This window comes from Rhodococcus sp. ZPP (assembly GCF_017656075.1).
GTDB lineage: Bacteria > Actinomycetota > Actinomycetes > Mycobacteriales > Mycobacteriaceae > Rhodococcus_F > Rhodococcus_F oxybenzonivorans.
Map to the genome: position 1 here is coordinate 4,903,714 of NZ_CP058638.1, position 23,877 is coordinate 4,927,590.

Below are 23,877 nucleotides of genomic sequence, written 5' to 3' on the forward strand. Positions count from 1 at the left end.
CCGACTGGCGGATCTGGGGAATGCTTAGGCTACCCTTCGTGCGTCCCATCGCTGCGCTCATTGAAACGGATCTCGATGATTCTTCGAAGGTTTACCGCCACTTCCATGCTCGTCGTCGCGGCGATGGCCCTGGCAGCTGCGCCGTCGGCCGCCGAGCCCGCGCCGGGACCGGCGCCGGCCGCGCAGCAGGGCGTCCCGAACATCAACTACCAGACCGCGCGTGACGGAGACGCGGCTGTGGCGACCATCGACGCGGGATCCTTCTCGATCAACGCCGCGAACGACACGGTCGACGTGATCGATGACGGGCGCGCCGTGGTGGCCTCCATTCCTACCTTCTTCCGGGTCGACGACCTGCAGCACCCGTTCGAGGTTGCCGTCGACCACTCCGCCAAGGTCCTTCGGCTGGTCCCCAACATGGATCCCGCGGCCGCGACCCCCGTTCCTGTCGCGGAACGACTGACTCTGAACGATGTCGCCGCGCCGCAGGACAAAGCTGAGCGCGACAAGCGGGCGCTCGACGACTTCCAGCAGCAATTGGGAATCACGACGGCCATCACGGCCATCGTCGCGGCGATCATCGGTGGTGGCATCGGCTGCGCGATCGGCGTCATCCCAGGCACAGCCGCCCTGGTGATTCCCTTCCTCGGACTGGCCGGTCCGGTTGCCGGATGCATCGGCGGTGCCCTGATCGTCGCGCCCGTGGTCGCACTCGCCGGGACCATCGTGGTGGGCGGTGGCGCCCTCGTCGTGCTCGGGATTCAGTACTTCAACACCATCAACAGCCCCTTCGTTCCCCCCGCCGCTCCGGCTCCGGCCGCATGAGCGGCCGTTTCGCCGGTTCTCTGCGCACCGTCACCAGCGGCGCGATCATGGTCGTGGCAGCGCTCGCGATCTCGGCAGGGACCACACACGCGGCGCCGGTTCCGACCGTCGACTCACCGGACATCGGGTACGCGGCCCACGCCGAGGGCACATCCGTCGTCACCTCCATCGACGCGGGAACGTTCCGCATCACCGACTCCGAGGACGCGGTGGAGGTGGTGGACGAGGGTGGCACCGTAGTGGCCGCGCTTCCGCTCACCATTCGTGTGGGAGAGGCGGTCTATCCGATCGACGTCGACCTCGCGGAGCGGACCCTGCGTCTCACGCCCCGCGTGCCTGCCGATGTCGCGCAGTCGCTGAAGTCCGTGGCCGACGAGGGTTTCGACACGCAGGACGAACGCGATGACAAGGCACTGGCCGACTTCAACAGTTACCTCGGATACGCCACCCTGATCGGTGGCCTGATCTTCGGCGTCGTCTTCGGGGTCGTGGGTCTGGTCGTGGGGTGCGGGCTCTTCGCGGTGACACTCGTCGGCGCACCGGTCGGCTGCCTCGGCGGCTTGATGGCAGGTTTCGCCGCTGGTGGCCTCGTCGGAACCATCGTCGTGGGTGGCGCCGCTCTCGCGATCCTCGGCATCCAGTACCTCGTGACCGTCAACACGCCCTTCGTGCCGCCTGCGCCGACCGCCTGAATCACCGCGACCGACCGCCAGAAAAGATACGACGCGAGCGTCCGCTGGACAGCCAGTCCGGACGATTCTCGACATACGACTACGGCCCGTCTCCTCGAGGAGACGGGCCGTAGTCGTATGTCTTGTGCCTAATATTACGACGTGCGCACGCGCAGACCCGGGTTCTCCGCGAGAATCGCATTGATCGGGGTGGCGAACAACTCCGGACTTTCGCCGAGGACGAAGGTGACGACGTCCGCGACCTGGCACATGGGGTACTGGCCCACGTTAGACGCGCTGGAGATGCCCAGGGCCTGAGTGCCGGTGACGATGGTGCCACCGCTGTCGCCCTGCAACGCACACATGCTCGTCGAGAAGCTGTCTGCCAGGGTGCGTTCACCCACCGTGACGGTCTGGCCGACGGCCTTCACCACACCGCAGGTGTAGCCGGTGGTGAGACCGGACTTGCAGACGGGAGCACCGACGACGGGGTCAGCTGTTCCTGTGATCGCCAGAGGAGCGGCGCCGGGTACCCGGACACCGTTGTTCTCGAACCGGTGCGCAGCGCCCGCGTCGGCACGGATGATCGCGTAATCGTGGATGTCGAGACTCGTCTTGGCGAAGGTGCCCACGCGCGGACCCGTCCCGCCCGTGGCGAGCGCGAACGCCTCGGACGCGTCGGCGGTACCGGCGGCGGCGAGGTTGGGGTCGCAGTGTCCGGCCGTGATGTTCACCGGTCCACCCGAGTTGTCGGTGCCGTTGAAACCGAGCGAGCAGCGCAGACCGATGCCACCACCCAGCGACCCGTAGGCGTCGCCGCCCAGCAGGGCGTCGGCGGGCATGACCTCTGCGATCGGTGTGAGGTCGGCAGACGGCTGCGGGGCTGCGGTGGCCGGTGACTGCACCACCCGGGCCCCCTGCAGGAAGTCGGGAAGTTGCAAGCCACCTGCGTTGTCGGCGCGGAGAACCAAGCCGTTGTTGACGATGTCGATGGTGACACCGCGAACGAGGTCTGCGACCGCGGGCGGTTGCGTATCGAGCCAGCCGTCGAGGGTCTTCAGCTGCGCCTGCAGGCTGCTCTCACTCTGGGCCACGTCCTTGACCTGGAAGCCGGCCTCGTGGGCGGCGGCCACCGCGGCATCCTTGTCTGCGCCGTCGGCCACACCGACGATGGCGTTGCCTGCGTCATCGAGCCAGGTACCGGCGAATGCGTCCGGGAACTGGATGCGGGCGATCTTGGCGAACTCGGCGAGTTTCTGGCCCAGCTCCGCATGCTCCAGGTACTGGTCCGGGCTCAACGCGAGGTCACGCTGGATCGCATCGATCAGTTCGATCGGAAGCGCCGCAGCTTGATCGGAGACTTCGGGTTCGACCGGATCAGCCTGGGCGGAGGCGGTCACGGGACCGAGGAGCAGCAGCGCTGCCGAGCCGAACACGGCGGCACGACGTGCGATGGAGCTACGCATAGGGGCCTTTCTCAGTTCGTTTGTTCGCAGGCGCTCGCGGCGCATACGAATACGGCCCCCGCGGGTGGGGCCGTACACAGTCGGAGTCGACTATATGGGTTCCGGCCGACTAATCCCACCTGTAACACTGTCGGCTGCGGCCGATCGGCCGACGGGCACACACACAATCGACTCGAGCCCCGGACCGCGAAAACGACCTCGCCCGGCATCCGCGTGACGGATACCGGGCGAGGTGGAAGAACAGCGGAACTAGTCGGCGATGGTGCGGACCTGCAGGCCGGAGCCCGCTGCCGCGACGATGTCCGCCACCGGTATCCCGAGGTTGGCCGTGCCGCCCTCGGGGGCCAGGACCAGGTTGGCCTCGGTGCAGTTCGGCGCCCCACTGGCGTTGGATCCACTGGTGATTCCCAGCGCGAGCGTTCCGGTGACAATGGCACCGCCGCTGTCGCCGGCGAGCGTGCAGGCGGTGCCGGCGAACCCGTTGATCACGCGATTGCTGCCATCGGCCATGAACAGCTGCGTCTCGACGTGGTCGGCGGCCACCACACCACACGTGAAGGACGACGTCTGTCCCGACTTGCAGATCGGGGCACCCACGACGGGCCGGGCAGTGCCCGTGATCTGCAGTGCGGTGCCGTTCGCGCCGCGGATCGCGGGACGGTCGAGGCCGGCCTGAACGCCGGCGTCGTTGAGCTTGATGAGCGAGTAGTCCAGCTTGTCTGCGGGGTTACCCACTGAGGAGTGGGAGAACGCTCCGATTTGCTGGCTGTCGTCGACGTTCTGGTGATTCGGGAGGAATACGGGGGACGGCTGGCCTTCCGCAGGATTGCAGTGGCCTGCGCTGATGTTGTACGACTGACCGCTGTCGTCCACTCCGTTGAAACCGAGGGAGCAGACAGAAATCTCGCCGATCGGCGTCTTCGGAAGTTCACCCACCGTCGTGATGTAGGTGTCGCCGCCGAGGGGGCCCCTCTCGACCGGACCGCCACCGCCGGGGCTCAGCATGACCTTGACGTTGGCGAGCAGGGTCGGCAGGTTGAGCGCCTGACCGATGGGTGAATTGACGACGTCGATGACGACGCGGTTCTCGAGTACGTCGATCGACGCGGAGTTGATCTGCGAGGCGACATCCTTGGGGAGGCCCGCGATCCAGCCGTTCACGTCGGAAAGAGTCTTCTCGAGGCCGTTCGCGGAGACCGGCGCGATGCGCGTCGTATACCCGGCCTCAGCCGCCTTCGCGGCAGCCTCCGTGGTGGTGACCGCAACGACGGGCTGTCCGTCGAGACCGATCCAGGCACCGGCGAAACCGTCCGGGTGCTCGGCTCGGAAATCCTCGGCGTAGCTACCCAGCTCCTGAGCCTTCGCGGCGCGGTCGAGGTACTCCTGCGGGCTGATCTTCAGATCGCGGGTGATCGCTTCGACGAGTTCGGCGGGCAACGCGTCCGCACTCAGCTGAGTTGTGCTGTCGGGCTGCGTAACGGGGTCTGCCTGGGCGGCGGTCGAGAACGGAAAGAGGAGAAGCATCGCCGAGGCGCCTACTACAGCGGCGCGGTGCGCCAGCACGTTACGCATGAAATCCCTTCTGCACGGAACCCGATGTCGAGGGATTCCTTCTGGGTGGGTATCAGCGCCCCACCTTAGGCTACGAACGCATAAACATGTCGGTGAGGTGTGACCGAAGCCTCTACTCGGCCGCTCCCGCCACCGTCGTGGTCGTGGTCGTCGTCGTGACCGACTCCGTAGACGTCTCCGTCGTAGTCGGTGTGGTCGTCGTCGGCTCCGTGGTCACCGTCGTCGTCGGTGCCGTCGTCGTCACGATGGTGATGGGCGGAAGCGTGATGACCGGCGGCGGCGGGGGCGGTGGCACGAACTGTGACGTCGTCGCCACCGGTGTCGGCTCGACCGCCGTAAACGGGGGCGGGGCGACGTCGGTGGTCGCCGGCACCTCCTCGGAAACGGCAGTGGGAAACACGACCGGCGCCTTCACAACCGTCGTTGTCGACGACGGCAGCAGCGACGCGGTCTGGGCGTCCTGGATGGCGGGAACGGCCGTGCTGCCGGTGTCGGTGAGGGCGAAGGCCACCGCACCACCGATGGCGATCAGTGCGGCTGCGGCGGCGCCGGCGAAGATCAACGGTCTGCGGGTGGTGCGCTTCGCGGCAGGTACCGGCGGGGTGAAGCCGGTCGGCACAGCGGCCGGCCCGGTGGCGACCGACGGGTCCGCGGCCGAACCTGCGACGACCGGCGCTGCGACGACAGCGGGCACGTCTGCGACGGCGGAGTACGCGGTGTGCACGGGAGGTGCGATCACCGGGATCGACTCGGTGTCGGCCTGGGTGTCGTCGGGAGTCAATGCCAAGCCGGCGGCAAGCAGGGCCGCGCCGTGGGCGGGGGACTCGTCCGAGGCGGCCAGCGCCACCGACTCTGCGACGAGGGTCGCCTCCTGCAGCCCCATGTAGTCGAGAGATTCGCGGAGCTTCGTCACCGTGTCCGCAGCCCAGTCCGACGGGTGGGTGGCGGTTACCTTCACCGTCCCCGTCAGCCCCTCGGCGGCCTCGCGGAAGAGACAGAACATGGCGGTGGCGACGAGATCTTCTGCCCGGGTGAGCGTGCCCGCGTACTCGATCCCGGCAGGCTCACCGACTCGGGAGAGGAAATCCTGCACCGACCCCGTCGACTCCGTACCGGGGTCACCGAGCTGCACCGTGCCGTCCGGAGCGGTGAACAGGACGGACGGATGCTCGATCGTTCTCACATCGGTGCCCGAGGCGGTCACCACCGCAGTGGAGACCGAATGGCCGACGGTGAGTCCGACTCCGGTGGTCATCGCAGATCCTTACTGGGCGCACGGTCGTGGGTGCGTCACCGCACCGTTGCATGGGTGCGTCACCGCACTATTACATGAGGTGCGTCACCGCACCATTGCACAGTGTGTCGCCCGACGAGGTCGAATGGTTACACCGGTCCCGGCGTCAGGAGCGTGCGGTGTCCGACGTGGTCCCATGTCCCATGGCCCGCAGCATCGACAGTAGCTCCGACCGCGACTCGGCGCCGAGGCGCCGCCGAATCCGTGCCACGTGATGTTCGATCGTCTTGGCGGAGATGTACAACCGGCTTCCGATCTCCCTGTACGTCAATCCCTGGACGAGCAGCTCGGCCACCTCGGCTTCGCGGTCGGTGAGGGTGCCCGGCGCACTCGGACCGGCAACTGTCGCGGGCTCCGCACCCGTCGCTGTCGCTGCCGGCTGGCGGAGGGTCCGCGCCACCTGGAGCAACGCGGTGGCCACCCTGGTGTCGGAGGCGCGCAGCGCGGCCTCTCCGGCCAGGCGCGCACCATCCCAGGGAAGTCCGATCCGGTCGAGGGTCCGGGCAGCGTCCTCGACGGCTGCGACATCGATATCGCCCTGCAGCACCCGCAACCAGGCCCGCCCGGCACCGGCGAGGCCGGCGGCGTAGGCGCTGACCTTCGAAGCTTCACCGAGGGCACGCGCGTGCGGGATCAGATCGGCGGGGCATTCGGCCAGGATCGAGGCCTGGACGCCGTACCAGTGCAGGGCCGACGCCCACATGGCGGGTTCGCCGAGAGTGCGTACCAGCGACTGCGCATCCTCGACCAGATGGGTGATGCGGGCCGCCTCGCCCACCCGGATCGACGTCAGCCACAGCTCACCGAGGGGTAGCAAGCTCAAAAGGTCCACCGAATACTCGGCGAGAACCCCCTGCGCTCCGGCCCACGCCTGCAACAGTGCGGCGTTGTCGCCGGTCCGCCGTGCCAAACCGACCCGCAAGCCGTGGACGAACAGAAGATCACGCTGGTGCATGGTGTCGACGTCGAGCGAATCGAGCCGGGCCTGCGCCGACGGGAGGTCACCGCGCACCATGGACGTCCACGCCGTCAGGAGGTGGTGTCGATTCGCGGTGACACTTCCGGGCCGGTCTCTCTCCCGGGCACGAGCGAGCACGGCTTCCGCGTGGGCGAGTTCACCGCAATGGAGGGCGGCCAGAGCCGTGATCGCGGCTGGGGAGTCGGGCAGCACGCGGGGCCGCGCGGCGCGGCCCGGCAACGACAGCGCTCGGGTGAGGGAGTTCAGTGCCGCATTCGCGGAACCGGTCACCGAGTGCACGAGCCCGGTTGCGACGAGGGCGGCACCGGCAGTAGTGGCGGTCGGTGGCGCACCGGCGCTCGCGGCGAGGACGGATTGCGCCTCGTCGAGCCGGCCGGCCACGACCAGAACGGAGGCGGCGACGGAGGCGTCCGAACCCACCCGGTTCGGGCCCAGCCAGGCGTACAACTCGGCACTGCGGTCGATCATCCCGCAGTAGGCGGCTCCGGCGGCCGACACGCGCACGGCAGCAGCCAGATCCGCATCACTGACGGAGGCCGACCGCTCGAGTACCGAATCGGCGAGACCCACGGCCGTGTCGAGGTCGCCACTGAGTGCACAGGCCTCCGCGTAACCGAGAACGGCGGCGTCGTCGAGCCGGCCGACGCGTTCGGCGTCGCCGTACAGCGACACCGCCTCGGACGGGTCGGCCAGTTGTGCTCGGCTGCAGAGGAATTCGGACAATTCGCTACTGCGGACACCCGTCTTGGCCACTGCCCGGGCGACGGGGAGGGTGAGCGTACCCGCGGCGACATGATGGGTGAGCAGGCGGCGAGCCAACGCGTGTACGCGCTTCTCGCCGAGGACACCAGCGAGGCGGCGGCGATGCGGCTCGACGAGGGTGTCACGTTCGTCGACGAAACCGTCCGCGCGCAACACCTCGATCGCACTGCGTGCGGAGTCGGGTTCGATGTCGAGGACGGCGGCGACCACGATCTCGTCGGGGTCGTTCCCGAGCAGCAGCAATCCGAGTACCGACAGCTGGGAAGCATCGAGCGACGCGAGGTCGCGGTGGGTGGCGGGTGCAGGCGACGGAGGCCGTGTGGACACCGGCGGTCCCTATCCGCCGTTGCCGGATGGAAAGTTGGGCACAGGTAATTGCTGAGGCGCCGTCGGTATGTACCCTCCGACGATCTGCGCTCCCTCTATGAAGGAATTCGCGATTTCGCCGCCGTCCGGCTGGACAGGGACAGGTGCCGGCGCGGGCGCCGGGGCGGGAGCCGGTGCTGGTGCCGGCGCGGGGGCAGGTGCGGGAGCCGGTGCCGGCGCGGCGGGTTGAGCGCCGGGGGCGGCCGGGACGGGGGCCGGTCCGACCGGTGCCGGCGGCGCAGCCGGGGCTCCGGGTGCTGCTACCGGAGTGGCGACACCAGCGGCGGTTCCGGGCACGCCCGTCGCCGCGACACCGGCTGCTGCACCGGGATCTGCCGCTGCCGACGTGCCGGGGGCGGCCGCCTCGGCGGGGGTGCCGGAGGTCGTCGCCGAGCCGCCCGAGGTGCTCGACAACTGGGAGGTGGCCGAGTCCGACTCGGCCGTCGGGGCGGTCAACGCGGTGCCGAGCGAGAGTCCGCCGGCGCCGAGTAGCACGATCGCCGCCGCGGACGCCGCGATGATGCCGGCCTTCTTCTTCCTGGACATTCCAGTGGGTGGGGGATCGGCGAGGACCGGTGCCGGTGTTCGTGTGAAGGCGACGGTCTCGGCGTCGGAGTCGACGTGAGCGACCGGAACGGCCGCAGCGGCGGGCGCGGCGACGGGCACGACTGCAGGCATCCGCGCGACGGTCGGGGCGGCGGCGCGTCCGGCATTGCGCTCGCCCGCGAGTAGGGCCGCACCGAGCGCGGCGGTGTGCGCCGGACGTTCCGCGGCGATCACCGGGACGCGCAGTTCCGCGGACAACAGCTCGGCGACCAGCGGAATGGCGGCACTTCCCCCGGTGAGTACCACCTGGGTGATGTCGCTGGACTCGAGGCCGGCAGCGTGGATGCTCTCGCGGACGAGCGTCACCGATTCCTGAAGGGGTTCGCGAATGAGGTCCTCGAGTTCGGAACGCACCAGCCGCACGTCCGTGGAGACTCCGGGAAGCTCGATACTGATAATGGCCTCCGTGTCGGAGGAAAGAGCCTCCTTCGCGGCGGTGCAGCGGGCGCGCAGCAGGGTCAGTGCGGCCACGGTGTCCGGAGCGAACGGATCGATGTCCCCGAACTGCTCGGCCACGTTACCCAGCACGTACTGCATGGTGGCGTGGTCGAAATGTGCGCCACCGAAGTCTTCGGAGCGGACCGGCTTACCGAGCACACCGGCACCCTCACCGTTCTCGGTGGAACGGAACAAGGTGATGTCGAGGGAGGTGCCACCGAGGTCGTAGATCACTGTCACCGCGTCGCGGAGCGCGCCACGGGTTCGCTCGAGCCACGCCGTCACGGCTTGCGCTTCGGATACCAGGGTGGCGTCTGCGACACCGGCTTGTTCCAGCGCCGACGCCAGCACACCGACCGTGTACGGCGACCAGGCAGTGGGGTGGGTGACCACCGTGGTCGGCATCCCGTGTCTGCCCGATGCGGCTTCGTGCACGATACAGCTGACCGCGGTAGCGACGAGGTCCTCGCCCGAGTAGGTCGAGCCGTCGTCGGCGAGTATCCCCACCGGATCCCCGACACGGTTCGCGAAATCGGAGACCGCGATGGCGCCCGGCTCCTCAGGGTCGGTGCCGAGGATCGGTGCCCGATCGGGGGAGAGGTGGAGAATGCTGGCCCGTGACAGGACGGTGAGGTCCGAGGCCTCCGCAACACCCGTCCCGTCCGCGTCGACTGCGGCCACCGTATTGACCGATCCGACACCGATGCCGAGCGCTGCAGCCATGTTCCACTCCTGTGGTCCGGGCGGGCGGGCGCCGCCGTGTCTCTTAGACGGCACCGCCGTCGTGTTCTCAGACGGCACCGTCGTCGTGTCGTTACCCGGCTTGTCGCGTGCAATGGCTGTTTCGTTACGTCGACAGTGCAGGTTGCCGCATATGACGGGGAGGATCCCCCTAACGGCCCCCTACCCCCTAACGAGGTGCCGGTTCCCCCCGAGGGGGCATCCCCGATCGAGGGGTGCGGGAGTGGGGGGCCGCTCCCCGTTGGGAAGGGGGCCGCCGATCCATAACGTGGGTTTCACTCGCCGTCACAGCTGTTGTGGTGGCCACCCGAACTCCCCGATCCTCGACCACAGGAGAGATTGCCATGGCTACCAACGCCGTCCTCGAGTTCATCCTCGGCCTTCTTCGCGACGAGCAGGCTGCTGCCGCTTACTGCGCCAACCCGACGGACGCACTGTGCGCGCCGCAGGCCTGGAGGGTGTGACCCACGCCGACATCGTGTCCGTCGCCCCGATGGTGGCCGAATCCGGACTGTTCGCGGGCGGCGGAGCCGACCTGGCCGCCATCGTCAACGCCGGCACCGGCGTCGTCGGTGACGTCGCCGGTGGGATCGGTGCCGGAATCGGCGGTGGCCTGGGCGGTGGCCTCGGACTCGGTGGCGGCCTCGGCGGTGCAGTAGGCGTCGGAGCGGGTGCCGGCCTCGGCCTCGGCGCCGGTCTCGGCGGCGACTTCGACTTCGCGGCAGAACTGACCGCAGCCTTGAGCGCGGCACTCGGTGCGGCGCTCGAGATCGGCGGCGCGATCGGTGCGCAGCTCGGTGCTGCACTCGGTGCGGCGCTCGACGCTGCGCTGTCTCTCACCGGTGGCCTCGACCTCGACAGCGCCCTCGACATCGGCGGCGTCATCAGCGGTGCACTCGACGGCTTCCTCGGCCTCGGCGGCGAGATCACCGCCCAGCTCGCCGCTGCTCTGACCGCAGCTGTCTCCGCGGTCCCGGCGATCGATCTGACCGGTGGACTGACCGCGATCCTCGCTCCGGCGCTGGCCATCGGCGGCGACCTGGGTGCCGAGGTGGGTGCTGCCCTCGGCGCGGTCCTCGGTGTGGTCGGTGACGTGAGCGGCGACCTCGGCGGTGACATCCTGGCCGGCATCGGCGGCGGACTGGACATCGGTGGCGCACTCGGCTCGACGCTCGGTGGTGTGCTCGGAGTGGACGCCGGTCTCGGCGGCGCTCTCGGCGGTGCCCTCGATGCGGCGATCGGTGCGGGCGGCGGCCTCGGCGCGACGCTCGAGGGCCTGCTGGGTGGCGATCTGCTCGGTGATGTGGCGGGTTCGCTCGACGGTGTGCTCGGTGCGGATCTCGGTGGTGTGCTCAGCACCGCGCTGGGTGGGGTTCTCGGTGCCGGTGGTGTGCTCGGTGCGGATCTCGGTGGTGCGCTCGGTGCGACTCTCGGTTCGATCGCCGATCTCGGTGGTGGCCTGGACCTGGACGCGGTTCTGGGTGCGGAGGGTGGTCTCGGTGCCGTTCTCGGTGGTCTGCTGGGCGGCGAGCTCGGTGTCGGTGGCGATCTGACCGCTGGCCTGGGTACCGCCTTGGAGGCGGTTCTCGGTGCCGGTGGCGGGTTGGACCTCGGTGCGGTTCTCGGTGCGGATGGTGACCTCGGTGGTGCGTTGAGCGGTCTGCTCGGTGGTGTGCTGGGTGCCGGTGGCGATGTCAGTGCCGACCTCGGTGGTGCGCTGGGTGGTCTGCTCGGTGGCGCCTTGGATCTCGAGGGTGGTCTCGGTGGCGCCCTGTCGGCTGCGCTGGAGAGCGGTCTGGGACTCGATGCCGCGCTCGGCACGGTCCTCGGTGGTGCGCTCGGGCTCGACGGTGGCCTGGCCACCGAGTTGGGCAGCACCCTCGAAGCGGTACTCGGCGCCGGTGGTGTGACGGACATCGACCTCGGCGGCCTGTTGGGTGGCGATCTGCTCGGTGATGTGGCGGGTTCGCTCGACGGTGTGCTCGGTGCGGATCTCGGTGGTGTGCTCAGCACCGCGCTGGGTGGGGTTCTCGGTGCCGGTGGTGACCTCGGTGCGGATCTCGGTGGTGCGCTCGGTGCGACTCTCGGTTCGATCGCCGATCTCGGTGGTGGCCTGGACCTGGACGCGGTTCTGGGTGCGGAGGGTGGTCTCGGTGCCGTTCTCGGTGGTCTGCTGGGCGGCGAGCTCGGTGTCGGTGGCGATCTGACCGCTGGCCTGGGTACCGCCTTGGAGGCGGTTCTCGGTGCCGGTGGCGGGTTGGACCTCGGTGCGGTTCTCGGTGCGGATGGTGACCTCGGTGGTGCGTTGAGCGGTCTGCTCGGTGGTGTGCTGGGTGCCGGTGGCGACGTCAGTGCCGACCTCGGTGGTGCGCTGGGTGGTCTGCTCGGTGGCGCCTTGGATCTCGAGGGTGGTCTCGGTGGCGCCCTGTCGGCTGCGCTGGAGAGCGGTCTGGGACTCGATGCCGCGCTCGGCACGGTCCTCGGTGGTGCGCTCGGGCTCGACGGTGGCCTGGCCACCGAGTTGGGCAGCACCCTCGAAGCGGTACTGGGTGCCGGTGGTGTGACGGACATCGACCTCGGCGGCCTGCTGGGCGGCGACCTGGGTCTCGGACTCGGTGGTGACCTCGGACTCGGTGGCGAACTGACTTCCGAGCTGACGACGGCGCTCAGCGGCGCCCTCGGATTGGGCGGCGAGGCCGGTGCGGATCTCGGAGCCGTTCTGGGCGGTGCCCTGGAGAGCGGTCTCGGACTCGGCGGCATCCTCGAAGGCGGTGCGGATCTCGGAACCACGATCAGCAGTGCACTCGGTGGGGCCCTCGGAGTCGACGGTGACGCCACCGCCGGCCTCGGCGCAGCACTCGATGCGGCGCTCGGAGCCGGTGGCGGGGTCGACCTCGATGCGGTGACCGATCTCGGTGGTCTGCTCGGCGGCGCCTTCGGTGTCGGTGGCGGCGCAGGAGCCGATCTGGGTGCAGCTCTCGGCGGCGTCCTCGGTGGCGCACTCGAAACCGGCGGCGCTCTGGACCTCGACACCGTCCTCGGTGGCGAGGGAAGCATCGGTAGCACTCTCGGTACCGCTCTCGGTGGTGTCCTCGGGGCCGACGGTGACCTCAGCGCCACGCTCGGCTCCGCATTGGAGACCGCACTCGAGGCCGGCGGTGGACTCGACCTCGACTCGGCGCTGGATGCCGACCTCGGACTCGGCGCTGCTGCCGGTGTGGGCGGGGCCCTGGACGGTGCCCTCGACGCGGGTACCGACCTCGCGGGCGGCCTGACCGGCGGCATCGACGGTGCCCTCGGTGGACTGGTCGACGCAGGTAGTGAGCTGACGGGCAACGTCGGTGGAGCTGTCGGTGGCGGTGTCGCCGGTGGGGCGGAGACCGCCGCGGGCATCGGTGCCGGAGTCGCGGCGGGTGTCGGTGCGGTCGCCGACGCGGGCGCCGACCTCGGCGGCAACCTCGGAACCAACCTGGTCGGCGGCCTGGAGACGGCCGGTGGCCTCGGCGCCGGTCTGACGAGCGGCCTCACCGGCGGTCTCGGCGGAATCTTCGATGCCGGCGCAGGCCTGGGCACCGCGGTGACCGGAAGTGTCGACGGTGCCGTCGACGCGGTCGGCGAAGCAGGAGCCACGGTCGGTGCCGTGGCCGACGCAGGCGCGAACGTCGACGCCAACCTCGGCGGTGCGCTCGACACCGCGGCGAACCTCGGCGGAACCGTCGAAGGCGCGCTGGACACGGCGGCGAACGTCGGTGGAAACCTCGGTGGCACGGTGAACGCCGCGACCGGAATCGGTGGCGACGTCGCCGGTGGAATCGAAGGCAGCGTGGACAGCGCGGTCGACGCCACCGCAGGTCTCACCGGTGGCCTCGACGCCACCACCGATGCAGTGACCGACCTCGGTGCCGGACTGTCGGGTGGCGTGGGTGGCCTCGGTTCGCTCGGCACCTCGGTCGGTGGAGCCCTCGACGGAGCTGTCGATGGTGCCGCCGGAGTGGGCGGTGCGATCGACGGTGGCGCTTCGGCCGGTGGATCGGCCGAAGCGGACGCGACCACGGGCGGTTCGGCTGACATCGGAGCGGTCGGCGGGGCTGTGGCCGACACCACCGGTGAGATCGGCGGCGGCCTCGAGTCGACGCTGGGCGGCACTGTCGATGCGGGTTCCAACGCCTGGTCCTCGATCGACGCCCAGGACGCCTTCGGTGCGGAGTCGAGCCTGACCGGTGATTCGGAAGGCTCCCTGTTCGCCGACACCGATTCCTCGGTGGCACCCACGCAGCACGTCACGGACGTTGTCGATCACTTCGAACCGTGATGAGACGGCGGTTCCGGCATCCCCCAGACGGGGCGGCCGGAACCGCCGTACGATGTAACGAAATCAGCCCCGGACGCGCTATGCGGACGGGGCTGATTCCACAGTCGGGTGTGGGTGCATCGGAACGCGGTGTGCGCACGAGGTCGGAAGAATTGCGGGTCAACGGAACTCATGGACAGTGCAGCCGCTAGAAGCAGTGCCGCCAAGCACAGTGCCACCGGCAAGCACAGTGCCGTCGAACACAGTGCCACCGAGCACAGTGCAACCGCCGAGCACGGCGCCACCACTGCGCAATCCATGACCGCCCTGCTGGAGCAGACTCTGGATGTCGCGCGGCGGTTCGGACGCGGAGATCTGGCGCAGCGGCTGGACCAGGCCCGGACCCGCGTCCTCGATCCGCGGATGCGCATCGTGGTGGTCGGCCCGCTCAAGCAGGGCAAGAGCCAGTTCGTGAATTCACTGCTCAACCTGACCGTGTGCTCGGTCGGTGACGACGAGACCACCGCCATTCCCACCCTTGTACAGAATGCGGAGACTGCGTCGGCGGAACTCGTCCTCGCCGATCCCGGCGCAGATCCGATCCGGGTCCCGCTGCCTCTCGAGGAGCTGACCGGCATTACGCCTGCCTCACCCCGGGCCGGGGGTCGGGAGGTACTGCGGGTCGAGGTCAACGTGCCGAGTCCACTGCTGGCGGACGGCTTGGTCCTGGTCGATACTCCCGGCGTGGGCGGCGCAGGCAATCCACACGCCGCGAGCACGCTCGGGCTGATTCCCGCCTCCGACGCCGTCTTCGTTCTCTCCGACGCGAGCCAGGAGTTCACCGAACCGGAGCTCGGGTTCATCAGGCAGGTCACGAGCCTGTGCCCGTCGGTGGCCTGCCTGATCAGCAAGACAGACCTGTATCCCCATTGGCGGGACATCGTCGAGGCCGATCGAGGGCACCTCGCGCGCGCCGGCCTCGACGTACCGCTGATTCCCATTTCCTCCCTCCTCCGTTCCCATGCACTGCGGCTGCAGGACGAGGAGCTCAACACCGAATCGGGCTTCGTCGAGCTCTACGCCTTCCTCCGCGATCGGGTGGTGGCCCGCGCGGAGTCGAACACGCGTCGCGCGGTGTCGCTCGACGTGTCCTCGGTGGCCGAGCATCTGACCCTTGGAATCGGTAGTGAGCTTGCTGCCCTTCGTGATCCGGCCAAGGGCGTCGCTGCGGTCGCCGAGCTGCAGAAGGCGAAGGCCGCGGCGGAAGATCTGCACAAGCGGACGTCGCTGTGGCAGCAGACCCTCGGAGACGGTATCGCCGACCTGGCCGCGGATATCGATCACGATCTCCGCGACCGGCTGCGCCGCGTGACGCGCGAAGCCGAAGAAACCGTCGACCAGGGCGACCCGGGCAAGGACTGGGACGCGTTGGGGCAGTGGCTCGAGCAGGAGTTCGCCACCGCTATCGGTGACAACTTCGTGTGGGCGCACGACCGCGCGCTGTGGCTCGCCGAGGTGGTGGCTCAACACTTCGCCGAAACCGGTGCCGTGGAGCTTCCGCACCTCGACATCGCGAACGTCGACGGGGTCCTCGAGCCCGTCGCTTCGCTCGCAGATCTCGAGTCGGGGCGGATCGGCATCACCCAGAAAGTGCTCGTCGGTATGCGCGGCTCGTACGGTGGTGTGCTGATGTTCGGGCTCATCACCACCATGATGGGCATGGCGCTGGTCAACCCCATCTCGATCGGGGCCGGTGTCCTTCTCGGTACCAAAGCGTATCGAGAGGACAAGGAGAGCCGGGTCCTCAAGCGGCGGGGCGAGGCGAAGGCGGCCATCCGCCGGTTCGCGGACGACGCCAGCTTCCAGGTGGGCAAGGAGTCGAAAGACCGGCTCCGCTCGATCCAGCGGTTGCTGCGCGATCACTTCACAGGCATCGCCGAGCAGGCATTGCGCTCGATCAACGATTCGCTGCGTGCCGCGCAGGAGGCGGCCAACCTCGAGTCCACCGAGCGCACGCGCCGGATCGCGCAACTCGAGAAGGATCTGCACATCGCCTCCGAACTGAAGGGGCGGGCAGCCCAGCTCGTCGCCGGCGACGCCGGAGCGATCACGGCATGACCGCAGCGCCACTTCCGGAGGCCCGCAGGCTGATCGCGTCGGCCAGGCAGCTCTACGCCGGCCGGCCCGAGATTCGCGATCAGCTCACCGAATGCGCTCGCCGCCTCGAACAACCACTGCGGGTAGCGCTGGCGGGTTCTCTGAAAGCCGGTAAGTCCACGTTGCTCAATTCGCTGGTGGGCCAAGACATCGCCCCGACGGATGCGACGGAGTGCACCCGTGTCGTCACGTGGTACCGCAGCGGGTCGACGCCCGCCGTCACCGCCTGGTACCAGGCCGACGGCCCCGACGGCGCGTTGGCCTCGGCGAACGTTCCGGTGTTGCGCCGGGACGGACATCTGACTTTCGACCTCGGGCACCTGACCGCCGCGCAGGTCGACCGGCTCGATGTGGAGTGGCCCTCGTCGGCGCTGGCCCACACCACCATCATCGACACCCCCGGCACCTCCTCGCTGTCGCGGGACGTGTCGGCGCGCACCCTCGAGATGCTCACCCCCGACAACGAGGCTTCCGGTGCCGACGCCGTCGTCTACCTTCTGCGCACCCTGAATGCGACGGATGTGCAGTTCCTCGGCCAGATCGGGGATCACGTGGGAGACGAGTCGGGTCCACTCGGTGTGGTCGGTGTCGTGTCCCGGGCCGACGAGGTGGGGGCGGGACGCCTCGACGCCATGATGTCGGCGAAGGAAGTGGCGTCCCGGTTCGCGGGCGAGCTCGAACGCACCGGGCTGTGTCAGGCGGTGGTTCCCGTCGCGGGGTTGCTCGCCTTGGGTGCCCGTACGATGCGGCAGGCCGAGTTCGCCGCATTCCAGCATCTGGCCGAGGTGTCGGTGGACGACCTGAACATGGCCATGCTGTCGGCCGACCGTTTCGCCCGGGAAGACAGCCCGCTGCCCGTCGATGCTCGAATGCGGGCGCAGCTGGCCGACCGGTTCGGGCTGTTCGGCATTCGAATGGCCGTCACGTTGATTCGGCTGGGCACCCGGGACTCGCCGACGCTGGCCGCCGAACTGGTGGAGCGTAGTGGGCTCGACGAGTTGCGTCAGGTCATCGACATCCAATTCGGGCAGCGTGCCGACCAGTTGAAGACACACTCCGCGCTGGTTGCGTTGAAGCGGGTGCTCACCGCCCATCCGGTGCAGGGCGCAGGCGGAATCCTGCTGGCTGCCGAGCGTCTGCTGTCCGATGTGCACGGTTTCCAGGAACTGCGGCTCCTCGGGCGGCTGCGGTCCACCGAGGTGGGGCTACCCCCCGACGACCTGGCCGAGTTGCAGCGACTGATCGGCGGATTCGGGATCTCGATCTCCGAGCGGCTCGGGACCGACAATGACGACGCGGTGGAATTGCAGCGGATGAGGGCACTCGCCGCCGTCCGGAAATGGCGGGAACGCGCGCGTCACCCGTTGCTGGACCAGTTCACCGCCCGGGCGTGCACCGTTGCCGCACGAAGCGCGGAAGGCGTCCTGGAAGAGCTGAACTCGGTACTCCTGTAGCGCGTCAGGTTGCCGAGACGCCCGCGATTTCGCCTTCCCGGAATGCCTCCACGAACAGCTGGTGATCCTTGCGGCTCACCTCCGCATACGCGAGCCCGAAGTCGATGATCTCCTCGACGAACTGGTCGAGCCGACCCTCGATCACACCATGGATGGCGTCCTCGGTCTGGAATGTGACCAGGGTCTGATCACTGTCCTCGTCGGAGACGCAGTGAACCTTCGCGGTCGCCCGGCCGAGGTCTTCGAGCACGGGGGCGATCTCCTCCGGTTCGGTGAGGTCGGACCAGTCGAGGTCCAGTTCGTACGGTGACAGTTCGGCGACCACGAATCCGGTGTCCCCGATCTCGGTGTAGCCGAGCAGGGGATCGGTGTGGACCTGCAGGGCGCGCTGGCTCACCACGGTGCGGTGACCCTCGTGCTCGAAGTAGTTGCGGACGGCCGGCTCGTCGACGATGCGGCTCGGGGCCGCGACATTGCCCTGCTTGATGGACAGCACGATGTCGTTCTCCAGTGCCTGGGTTGCGCCCTCGATGAGCACGTTGTACGCCGGCAGTCCGGCGCTGCCGATCCCGAAGCCCTTGCGCCCCACCACATCTTTGATGCGATAGAAAACCGGGCGCTCCGACCTCTTGTTGGGGGGCACTCGTTCGATGTAGGCGTCCAGCGACTCGCACACGGTGTCGCGTTCGTTCTCGTCCAGTTCCCGGACCCCGCGACCGCGGCGGAAGTGCCGGTCGTAATCGTCGAGCACCGTGACGGAGTCGAGGAGGCTGACACGGGTGGCGAGGCGGGCCTGCAGGAGAAGGTCGTGGATACTGCCGCGGGAGTTGTCCAGTCGCAGCGCGTACGCGTCGTCCGCCTCCTGCTGTACGTAGTGCATGACCTGTTCGACGTACGTACGCAGATAGGTCTCTGCCAGTGCCCGAACATCACTCTCGGGCAGAGCCTTCTGCCAGCCCATCAGCGCGAGGCTGGCCACGAAGCGCCGAAGGTCCCAGCTGAAGTGCCCGACGTAGGCCTCGTCGAAGTCGTTGACGTCGAAGACCAGGGTGCCCTCCGAGTTCATGTAGGTTCCGAAGTTCTCCAGGTGCAGGTCGCCGTGGATCCACACCCTGCTGGTGCGGTCATCTGCCCAGGGGTCGTCGAAGTCCCGGATGTCGTTGTAGAACAGGCAGGCACTGCCCCGGTAGAAGGCGAACGGGTTGGCCGCCATCTTCCGGAACTTGGTACGGAAAGCGCTCGGGTCTGCCTCCATGAGATCGGCAAACGCCTCGACGAGGGCGCCGACAATCTGCTTCTGCCTGGTCGAATCGGCATCGTTCACAATGCCCTCCTTGTCGCGAGTCCGATACCCGCACGTGGGCGTCACCGGACTACCCACGTTAGCGACACTGCTCGTACCACCGCTGGCGAAAGGACTCGCACGATCCCGTCTCAGAGTCGGCGCGCCGCGGACGACGGCGTGGCGGACAGGAACTGCGGGGTGGGCAACGAAGCGGATGCGGCCCTGTGGAGTACGTGTGCGACCACGTCTTCGACCCGGTCGACCGGAACGAGGGCGATGGCCGAGCCGCCGAAACCGCCCCCGGTCATTCGCGCTCCCCACGCTCCGGCGTCGAGGGCGGCCTCGACGGCGCAGTCCAGTTCGACGGAGCTGACCTCGTAGTCGTCTCGCAACGAGAGATGGGAACGGGTCAGGACGTCCCCGATGTCGGCGATGCGGTTCTGCGCCAGCAGCTCGGTCACCTCGACGACGCGCCGAATTTCGGCGAGAACGTGCCGCACCCGCGGCACCGACTGCGGCACCGTCAGCGCGGCGAGTGCGCCGTCCACGTCGCGAATCTCCCGCAGCGTGTCCACACCCAGGTCCGTGCACGCCCGCTCGATCGTCGCCCGCCGCGCGCCGTACTGCCCGTCGGCCAGTCTGTGCGGAGCGTTGGTATCCATCACCAGGAGTTGGGCGCCCGCCGACGCGAAGTCGAGGGGAACGAGGCGGCTGTCGCCGCTGCGGCAATCCAGCAGCAGGGCGTGCCCGGGCCGGGCGAGCATCGCGACCGACTGATCCATTCCCCCGGTCGCCGCCCCGACGATCTCGTTCTCCGCCCGGATGCACGCGTCGATCAGCGTCCGGCGTCCGTCCGTGTTCGTGGGCAGCCCGAGCGAGTCGGCGACGGCGAGCGCGAACGCGCATTCCAGCGCCGCCGAACTCGACAGCCCCGAACCGACGGGAACCGTGGAGTGCACCGCGACGTCGAAGCCTGTTCCTGCCGGCGCGATGCCCGATTCGCGTAACGCCCACAGCACACCCGCCAGGTAGGCGGCCCACCCGGACGGACGTCCCGGCGCCACCTCGGACACTGCACCCTGCCACCTGTCGGTGGTGTGGGTGGAGACGCAGCGCATCAGGTCGTCGTTCCGGATGCGGGCGGCCACCACGGTGACGTAGGGGAGTGCGAACGGGAGAACGAGCCCGCCCGCGTAGTCGACGTGCTCGCCGATGAGGTTGACTCGCCCGGGTGCGGCCCACACGCCGTCAGCGGCTCCACCGAAGGTGCTGCGGAACAGGGCTTCCGCGCCCGCAGCGACGGTGTAGGCGTCGGCGGGTTCCACCCGAGATGGTGCCGTCACGAGGCCACCTCGCGCAGGCGGTCGGCGATGCGTTCCGGGGTGGTGTCATTGATCCAGGCGCCCATGCTCGACTCGGAACCCGCCAGGTACTTCATCCGGCCGGGCGACCGCATCATCGAGTACAGCTGGAGGTACAGGCGCCCGAAGGGGCGATCGTCGCCCACCGGCGCCTGATGCCATGCGGCGATGTAGGGGACGGCGTCGAGGCCGTCGAAGAAGCGGTCGACCCGCCGCAGCAGTTCGAGGTAGACGAGCGCGAGTTCGTCACGTTGGGCGTCGTCGAGTTCGGCGAGGTCTCGGACGTCGCGGTGCGGCGCGAGGTGCATTTCGAGCGGCCACCGGGAGGCAGCGGGCACATAGGCAGTCCAATGCTCGGCGGCAAGGACGATCCGCCGGCCCGCGCGTTTTTCCGCGTCGAGCACGTCCGACAGCAACAGCCTGCCCGTCCGCGCGACGTGTGCGCGCGACCGCTGGATCAGCGTGGCGGTGCGCGCCGGCAGGAATGGGTAGGCGTAGATCTGCCCATGAGGGTGGGTCAGCGTCACCCCGATCTCCCTACCGCGGTTCTCGAAGCAGAACACCTGGCGGATCCCGGTCAGCGCAGACAGTTCGGCGGTGCGGTCGGCCCAGACGTCGATCACGGTGCGGACCCGGCCGGGGTCCAAGGACGAGAACCGCGCGTCGGGGTCGCTGCTGAAGCAGACCACCTCGCATCGGCCCGACGCCTGGGCCAGCGGCCACAGTGGTTCGTCATCGACGCGCCCGGGAAGGTGCTGTTCCTCTGCAACGGTCGCCAACGCGGGAAAGCGGTTCTCGAAGACGACGACGTCGTAGTCGTCGGCGGGTATTTCGGTGGGCGGCTTACCGGGCCGGCTCGGGGCGAGTGGTGACGCGTCGGCAGGGGGGAGGAACGTGCGATCCATTCGCTGCGCCGCGATGACAACCCACTCACCCGTGAGGACGTCGAAACGCATCTGCGACTGCGAGACGGCGGGTGGCAGAGGCCTGGAATCGACCAGTTCACGGGTGGCCGCACCGGAGACGTACGGCTCCGAGTCGTCGAAGTAGATGAGCTCGCGCCCGTCTGCCAGCCTCGTCCGGGTTTTACGCACCCTGCTCCCGGCAGGCGCTCGCAGCGCGCTTTCCTCGTCACGCACCGCCATCGAGCAATCCTTCCCTCTTGCCGAACGACCGAGTGCCCCGAACGCGCTGCTTCGAGGGCATCTCCTCACGGTATCCCGGCGTCGAGGGACGATGGGTGATGCGTCGACCTCTCAGAACTCCATACCGGCGTCGGTGCCCATCGTCTTCGTCGTGTTGGCACCGTCGAGGGATTCGCGAATGATGTCGGCGTGACCGGAGTGGTGGCCGGTCTCCCGAATGATGTGGAGCAGGGTCCGGCGGATTGTCCACCACTGCCGCTCAGGTGCCCACGGCGCGGTGGGGAGCGGGATGAGTACGTCCAGGTCGCTCAGGCCCGCCAGCGCGGTCTCCGTCGCGCGGGCCACCTCGGCATAATCGGCCAGAAGCCCCTCGAGGGTTTCGTCCTCTCGCATGTAGTACTGCTCCATCGCCGATTCCATGTCGAACTCCGCGTTCTCGTCCGGTTCGAGAATGGTTTCGACCCAGTGCTTTTCGGTGTGGGACACGTGCTTGATCAGGCCGCCGAGTGTCAGGTCGCTGACGGTGGAGCGCTGACGTGCCTGCGCGTCGTCGATGCCGCGGACGGTGATGAGCAAGGTGGCTCGCTGCTCCTGCAGGATCTGCAGAATGTCCGCGCATTCGCCGGTGATCGAGGGCTTCTCAGAAGTGGTCATGAACAGAACGATAGGCGGTATTGCGGTCAGAAACGGTCCTTGTTAGGCAGGGCAGTCTCGGGGTGTTTCTCGGGGTCGAAGTTGGGTGCCTTCCTGGATGTGCCGACACCGGCTGCAGCGCAGGATTTCAACCATGAAACTTCTGCCGACATCGGAGCCGCGGCCACTGGGTGGTCGTGGGGCCGGTGCGTTGGGCGTGAGGCGGTCGACCGTGTCGCGGCAACACCTCGGTACCGACGACATCTGCTGGGGGACAGCCTGTCCGGTGATATTCGCCCCACGGAAGGCGGCCGATTCCTCGGTGACGTCGACCCGTTCGGCAGTGAGGCGAAGCCGGGCGTCGAGGTCAACGGCGGCGCATAGTGCCCGTCGCGGAAAAGGAGTTCGCCGACAACTGTTTTTCCGTCCGAAATTGGGTATCCCCTCGGTGACGCGCCGCTTCGACATCACCAACTCGAGTCGGGCCAACGAACGGTCGATGGACTTGGGACGAGTCGACAAAGTTGTGGAGCCGGTCTCCACCGAGGTGTGGGAAGTGCGCCATATGAACGGTCACGTACACGGCTTTCACGCTTCCGGTGTGCAGTATCCGGGGTGGGGCACCGAGGAGCCCGCGCACAGGCCGCCCCCACAGATCCGGTGTACGTCGCCCCCTGCCTGTCTCGTCCTGCTGTGATGCCGCGTCTTCTTCGATCTGCCCGCGCTGCCCGGTTCACCCCGCTCGGTTACCTCACTCGGTCATCTCTGAAAGGTCCCAATCATGTTCCGTACCACGCTTACTGCCCTGGCGGCCGCGGCACTCTTCTTCGGCGCCGCATCGGTCACACAGGTGGCGGCAGCCACTCCGGCGTGCAACTCTTCCTATGAGGGAACGAGCAACGACGAGTACGACCCGGATCCGGACTTCACCGGGACGACCAACGACGAGTACGACCCCGATCCCGAGTACTCCGGCACGTCGAACAAGGAATACGACCCCGATCCCGAGTTCGCGGGCAGCACGGATTCGTGCCAGGCCTGAGCCGGATCAGCGGCGTCGGTGCAACCAGGCGGACACTCCGGGCGCGAACAGGGCGAGGACGCCGACGGCGACCAGTGCGCTGTAGGCCAGCGGCGCCCACTGCAACACCCCTGCCGTGGCGTCGCCGGCGTCCGACAGAAGGGTCCAGAATCCGACGCCACCGGCCGCGCTGAGGAGGCCGATCACCACCAGCGTGACGAGGCCCGCCATTTTTCGGGCCCGGAGGAGCTGTATGCCGAGGAGTGCCAGGAGAATAAGCACGACCGCGATGGCGCCGCTGGCAATCAGCGTGAAATTCACCGTGTCGGTGATGTCCTGTGCGGAGTCAGCGGGATTCTCCGCGGCCACCGAGGCCTCGAGTGCATCACGCACGGCGCGAAGGTCCAGAGTCACCGCACCCGCAATGCCGGCGAGAACGACGAACGAACCTATCCACGCGGTCAGTGAGACCGTCACTGCCTTCGGGGTGGAGTCGGTCGGCGTGGTGCGCAGGGGCGTAACCGCGAACTCCGGACGGGGCGGGACGGGCCGCGGCGGGGCCGGGCGCCGTGGCGGCTGTTCGGGTGTCGTCACGGTGGGAATCCTATCGAGATGTCGCGAGCGACCGTGCCGACTCGCTCAGTGGTGCGCTGCGACCGATTCCCGGAGAGCTGCGTTCCGCAGCGCAGTCACAGGGTGATCTCCTCCACTTGGCTGCCACCGGTTCAGCCGGACACACCCTCCACCGGGTGAATGTACCTTTCGACGCCTCAGATGCGCCGAAAGGTACATTCACCGTCTCGACGACCT

18 protein-coding genes are annotated in these 23,877 nt (G+C 68.4%); 8 read left to right on the forward strand and 10 right to left on the reverse strand.

Features of this window, described 5'->3' with window-relative positions; genetic code table 11:
• Positions 1-75 precede the first annotated feature (75 nt).
• Positions 76-825: a hypothetical protein gene (locus tag HYG77_RS22710; protein ID WP_208960704.1), complete on the forward strand. Its 750-nt coding sequence runs from the start codon at positions 76-78 to the stop codon at positions 823-825.
• Positions 822-1,517, forward strand: a complete 696-nt coding sequence (locus HYG77_RS22715; protein WP_208960705.1) for a hypothetical protein — start codon at positions 822-824, stop codon at positions 1,515-1,517. The genes HYG77_RS22710 and HYG77_RS22715 overlap by 4 nt, the downstream gene beginning before the upstream one ends.
• Before the next feature lie 134 nt (positions 1,518-1,651).
• Here the strand turns inward: HYG77_RS22715 and HYG77_RS22720 are convergent, their stop codons facing one another.
• The 5 genes from HYG77_RS22720 to HYG77_RS22740 form a co-directional block, all read right to left on the reverse strand.
• The gene (locus tag HYG77_RS22720; RefSeq protein ID WP_208960706.1) at positions 1,652-2,962 is read right to left on the reverse strand and encodes a S1 family peptidase; all 1,311 of its coding nucleotides are present in this window, start codon (positions 2,960-2,962) and stop codon (positions 1,652-1,654) included.
• Between the two features lie 249 nt (positions 2,963-3,211).
• Positions 3,212-4,534, reverse strand: coding sequence for a S1 family peptidase (locus HYG77_RS22725; protein ID WP_208960707.1), 1,323 nt, complete (start codon positions 4,532-4,534; stop codon positions 3,212-3,214).
• Positions 4,535-4,646: 112 nt separating this feature from the next.
• On the reverse strand, positions 4,647-5,789 hold the full coding sequence (locus HYG77_RS22730; RefSeq protein ID WP_208960708.1) for a hypothetical protein: 1,143 nt from the start codon (positions 5,787-5,789) through the stop codon (positions 4,647-4,649).
• A gap of 145 nt (positions 5,790-5,934) precedes the next feature.
• Entirely contained in the window at positions 5,935-7,896 is a 1,962-nt protein-coding gene (locus tag HYG77_RS22735; RefSeq protein WP_208960709.1) for a LuxR C-terminal-related transcriptional regulator, read from the reverse strand.
• A 9-nt stretch (positions 7,897-7,905) separates the two neighbouring features.
• A complete protein-coding gene (locus HYG77_RS22740; RefSeq protein ID WP_208960710.1) occupies positions 7,906-9,702 on the reverse strand; it encodes an Hsp70 family protein in 1,797 nt (598 codons plus the stop codon).
• A 362-nt stretch (positions 9,703-10,064) separates the two neighbouring features.
• On the opposite strand from HYG77_RS22740, the gene HYG77_RS22745 reads away from it, so the two are divergent.
• The 4 genes from HYG77_RS22745 (at position 10,065) to HYG77_RS22760 (ending at position 17,622) form a co-directional block, all read left to right on the forward strand.
• Entirely contained in the window at positions 10,065-10,184 is a 120-nt protein-coding gene (locus HYG77_RS22745; RefSeq protein ID WP_208960711.1) for an IniB N-terminal domain-containing protein, read from the forward strand.
• The gene (locus HYG77_RS22750; RefSeq protein ID WP_244373069.1) at positions 10,181-14,032 is read left to right on the forward strand and encodes a hypothetical protein; all 3,852 of its coding nucleotides are present in this window, start codon (positions 10,181-10,183) and stop codon (positions 14,030-14,032) included. Before HYG77_RS22745 ends, HYG77_RS22750 begins: the two co-directional genes overlap by 4 nt.
• A gap of 297 nt (positions 14,033-14,329) precedes the next feature.
• Complete coding sequence (locus tag HYG77_RS22755) at positions 14,330-16,129, forward strand: dynamin family protein (RefSeq protein WP_109335317.1); 1,800 nt, start codon at positions 14,330-14,332, stop codon at positions 16,127-16,129.
• Positions 16,126-17,622: a dynamin family protein gene (locus HYG77_RS22760; protein WP_208960712.1), complete on the forward strand. Its 1,497-nt coding sequence runs from the start codon at positions 16,126-16,128 to the stop codon at positions 17,620-17,622. The genes HYG77_RS22755 and HYG77_RS22760 overlap by 4 nt, the downstream gene beginning before the upstream one ends.
• A 4-nt stretch (positions 17,623-17,626) precedes the next feature.
• On the opposite strand, the gene HYG77_RS22765 is transcribed toward HYG77_RS22760, so the two are convergent.
• The 4 genes from HYG77_RS22765 to HYG77_RS22780 all read right to left on the reverse strand — a co-directional run bounded on the left by HYG77_RS22765 (position 17,627) and on the right by HYG77_RS22780 (position 22,067).
• Positions 17,627-18,946, reverse strand: a complete 1,320-nt coding sequence (locus HYG77_RS22765) for a DUF2252 domain-containing protein (RefSeq protein ID WP_208960713.1) — start codon at positions 18,944-18,946, stop codon at positions 17,627-17,629.
• Positions 18,947-19,056: 110 nt separating this feature from the next.
• Positions 19,057-20,250, reverse strand: a complete 1,194-nt coding sequence (gene galK / locus HYG77_RS22770; protein ID WP_208960714.1) for a galactokinase — start codon at positions 20,248-20,250, stop codon at positions 19,057-19,059.
• Complete coding sequence (galT, locus tag HYG77_RS22775) at positions 20,247-21,413, reverse strand: galactose-1-phosphate uridylyltransferase (protein ID WP_208960715.1); 1,167 nt, start codon at positions 21,411-21,413, stop codon at positions 20,247-20,249. The genes galK and galT overlap by 4 nt, the downstream gene beginning before the upstream one ends.
• 111 nt (positions 21,414-21,524) lie before the next feature.
• A complete protein-coding gene (locus HYG77_RS22780; RefSeq protein ID WP_208960716.1) occupies positions 21,525-22,067 on the reverse strand; it encodes a DinB family protein in 543 nt (180 codons plus the stop codon).
• Between the two features lie 99 nt (positions 22,068-22,166).
• On the opposite strand from HYG77_RS22780, the gene HYG77_RS22785 reads away from it, so the two are divergent.
• A complete protein-coding gene (locus tag HYG77_RS22785; RefSeq protein ID WP_208960717.1) occupies positions 22,167-22,430 on the forward strand; it encodes a hypothetical protein in 264 nt (87 codons plus the stop codon).
• A gap of 397 nt (positions 22,431-22,827) precedes the next feature.
• Positions 22,828-23,088, forward strand: coding sequence for a hypothetical protein (locus HYG77_RS22790; protein ID WP_109332813.1), 261 nt, complete (start codon positions 22,828-22,830; stop codon positions 23,086-23,088).
• Positions 23,089-23,094: 6 nt separating this feature from the next.
• Here HYG77_RS22790 and HYG77_RS22795 read toward each other — a convergent pair whose 3' ends face one another.
• Positions 23,095-23,661: a hypothetical protein gene (locus tag HYG77_RS22795; protein ID WP_208960718.1), complete on the reverse strand. Its 567-nt coding sequence runs from the start codon at positions 23,659-23,661 to the stop codon at positions 23,095-23,097.
• Positions 23,662-23,877: the final 216 nt, after the last annotated feature.

Coding starts and splice junctions, on each gene's coding strand:
- HYG77_RS22725 (WP_208960707.1), bottom strand. CDS start 4,534: ATGCGTAACGTGCTGGCGCACCGCGCCGCTGTAGTAGGCGCCTCGGCG.
- HYG77_RS22755 (WP_109335317.1), top strand. CDS start 14,330: ATGACCGCCCTGCTGGAGCAGACTCTGGATGTCGCGCGGCGGTTCGGA.
- HYG77_RS22720 (WP_208960706.1), bottom strand. CDS start 2,962: ATGCGTAGCTCCATCGCACGTCGTGCCGCCGTGTTCGGCTCGGCAGCG.
- HYG77_RS22760 (WP_208960712.1), top strand. CDS start 16,126: ATGACCGCAGCGCCACTTCCGGAGGCCCGCAGGCTGATCGCGTCGGCC.
- HYG77_RS22710 (WP_208960704.1), top strand. CDS start 76: ATGATTCTTCGAAGGTTTACCGCCACTTCCATGCTCGTCGTCGCGGCG.
- HYG77_RS22715 (WP_208960705.1), top strand. CDS start 822: ATGAGCGGCCGTTTCGCCGGTTCTCTGCGCACCGTCACCAGCGGCGCG.
- HYG77_RS22740 (WP_208960710.1), bottom strand. CDS start 9,702: ATGGCTGCAGCGCTCGGCATCGGTGTCGGATCGGTCAATACGGTGGCC.
- galT (WP_208960715.1), bottom strand. CDS start 21,413: ATGGCGGTGCGTGACGAGGAAAGCGCGCTGCGAGCGCCTGCCGGGAGC.
- HYG77_RS22745 (WP_208960711.1), top strand. CDS start 10,065: ATGGCTACCAACGCCGTCCTCGAGTTCATCCTCGGCCTTCTTCGCGAC.
- HYG77_RS22780 (WP_208960716.1), bottom strand. CDS start 22,067: ATGACCACTTCTGAGAAGCCCTCGATCACCGGCGAATGCGCGGACATT.
- HYG77_RS22790 (WP_109332813.1), top strand. CDS start 22,828: ATGTTCCGTACCACGCTTACTGCCCTGGCGGCCGCGGCACTCTTCTTC.
- HYG77_RS22730 (WP_208960708.1), bottom strand. CDS start 5,789: ATGACCACCGGAGTCGGACTCACCGTCGGCCATTCGGTCTCCACTGCG.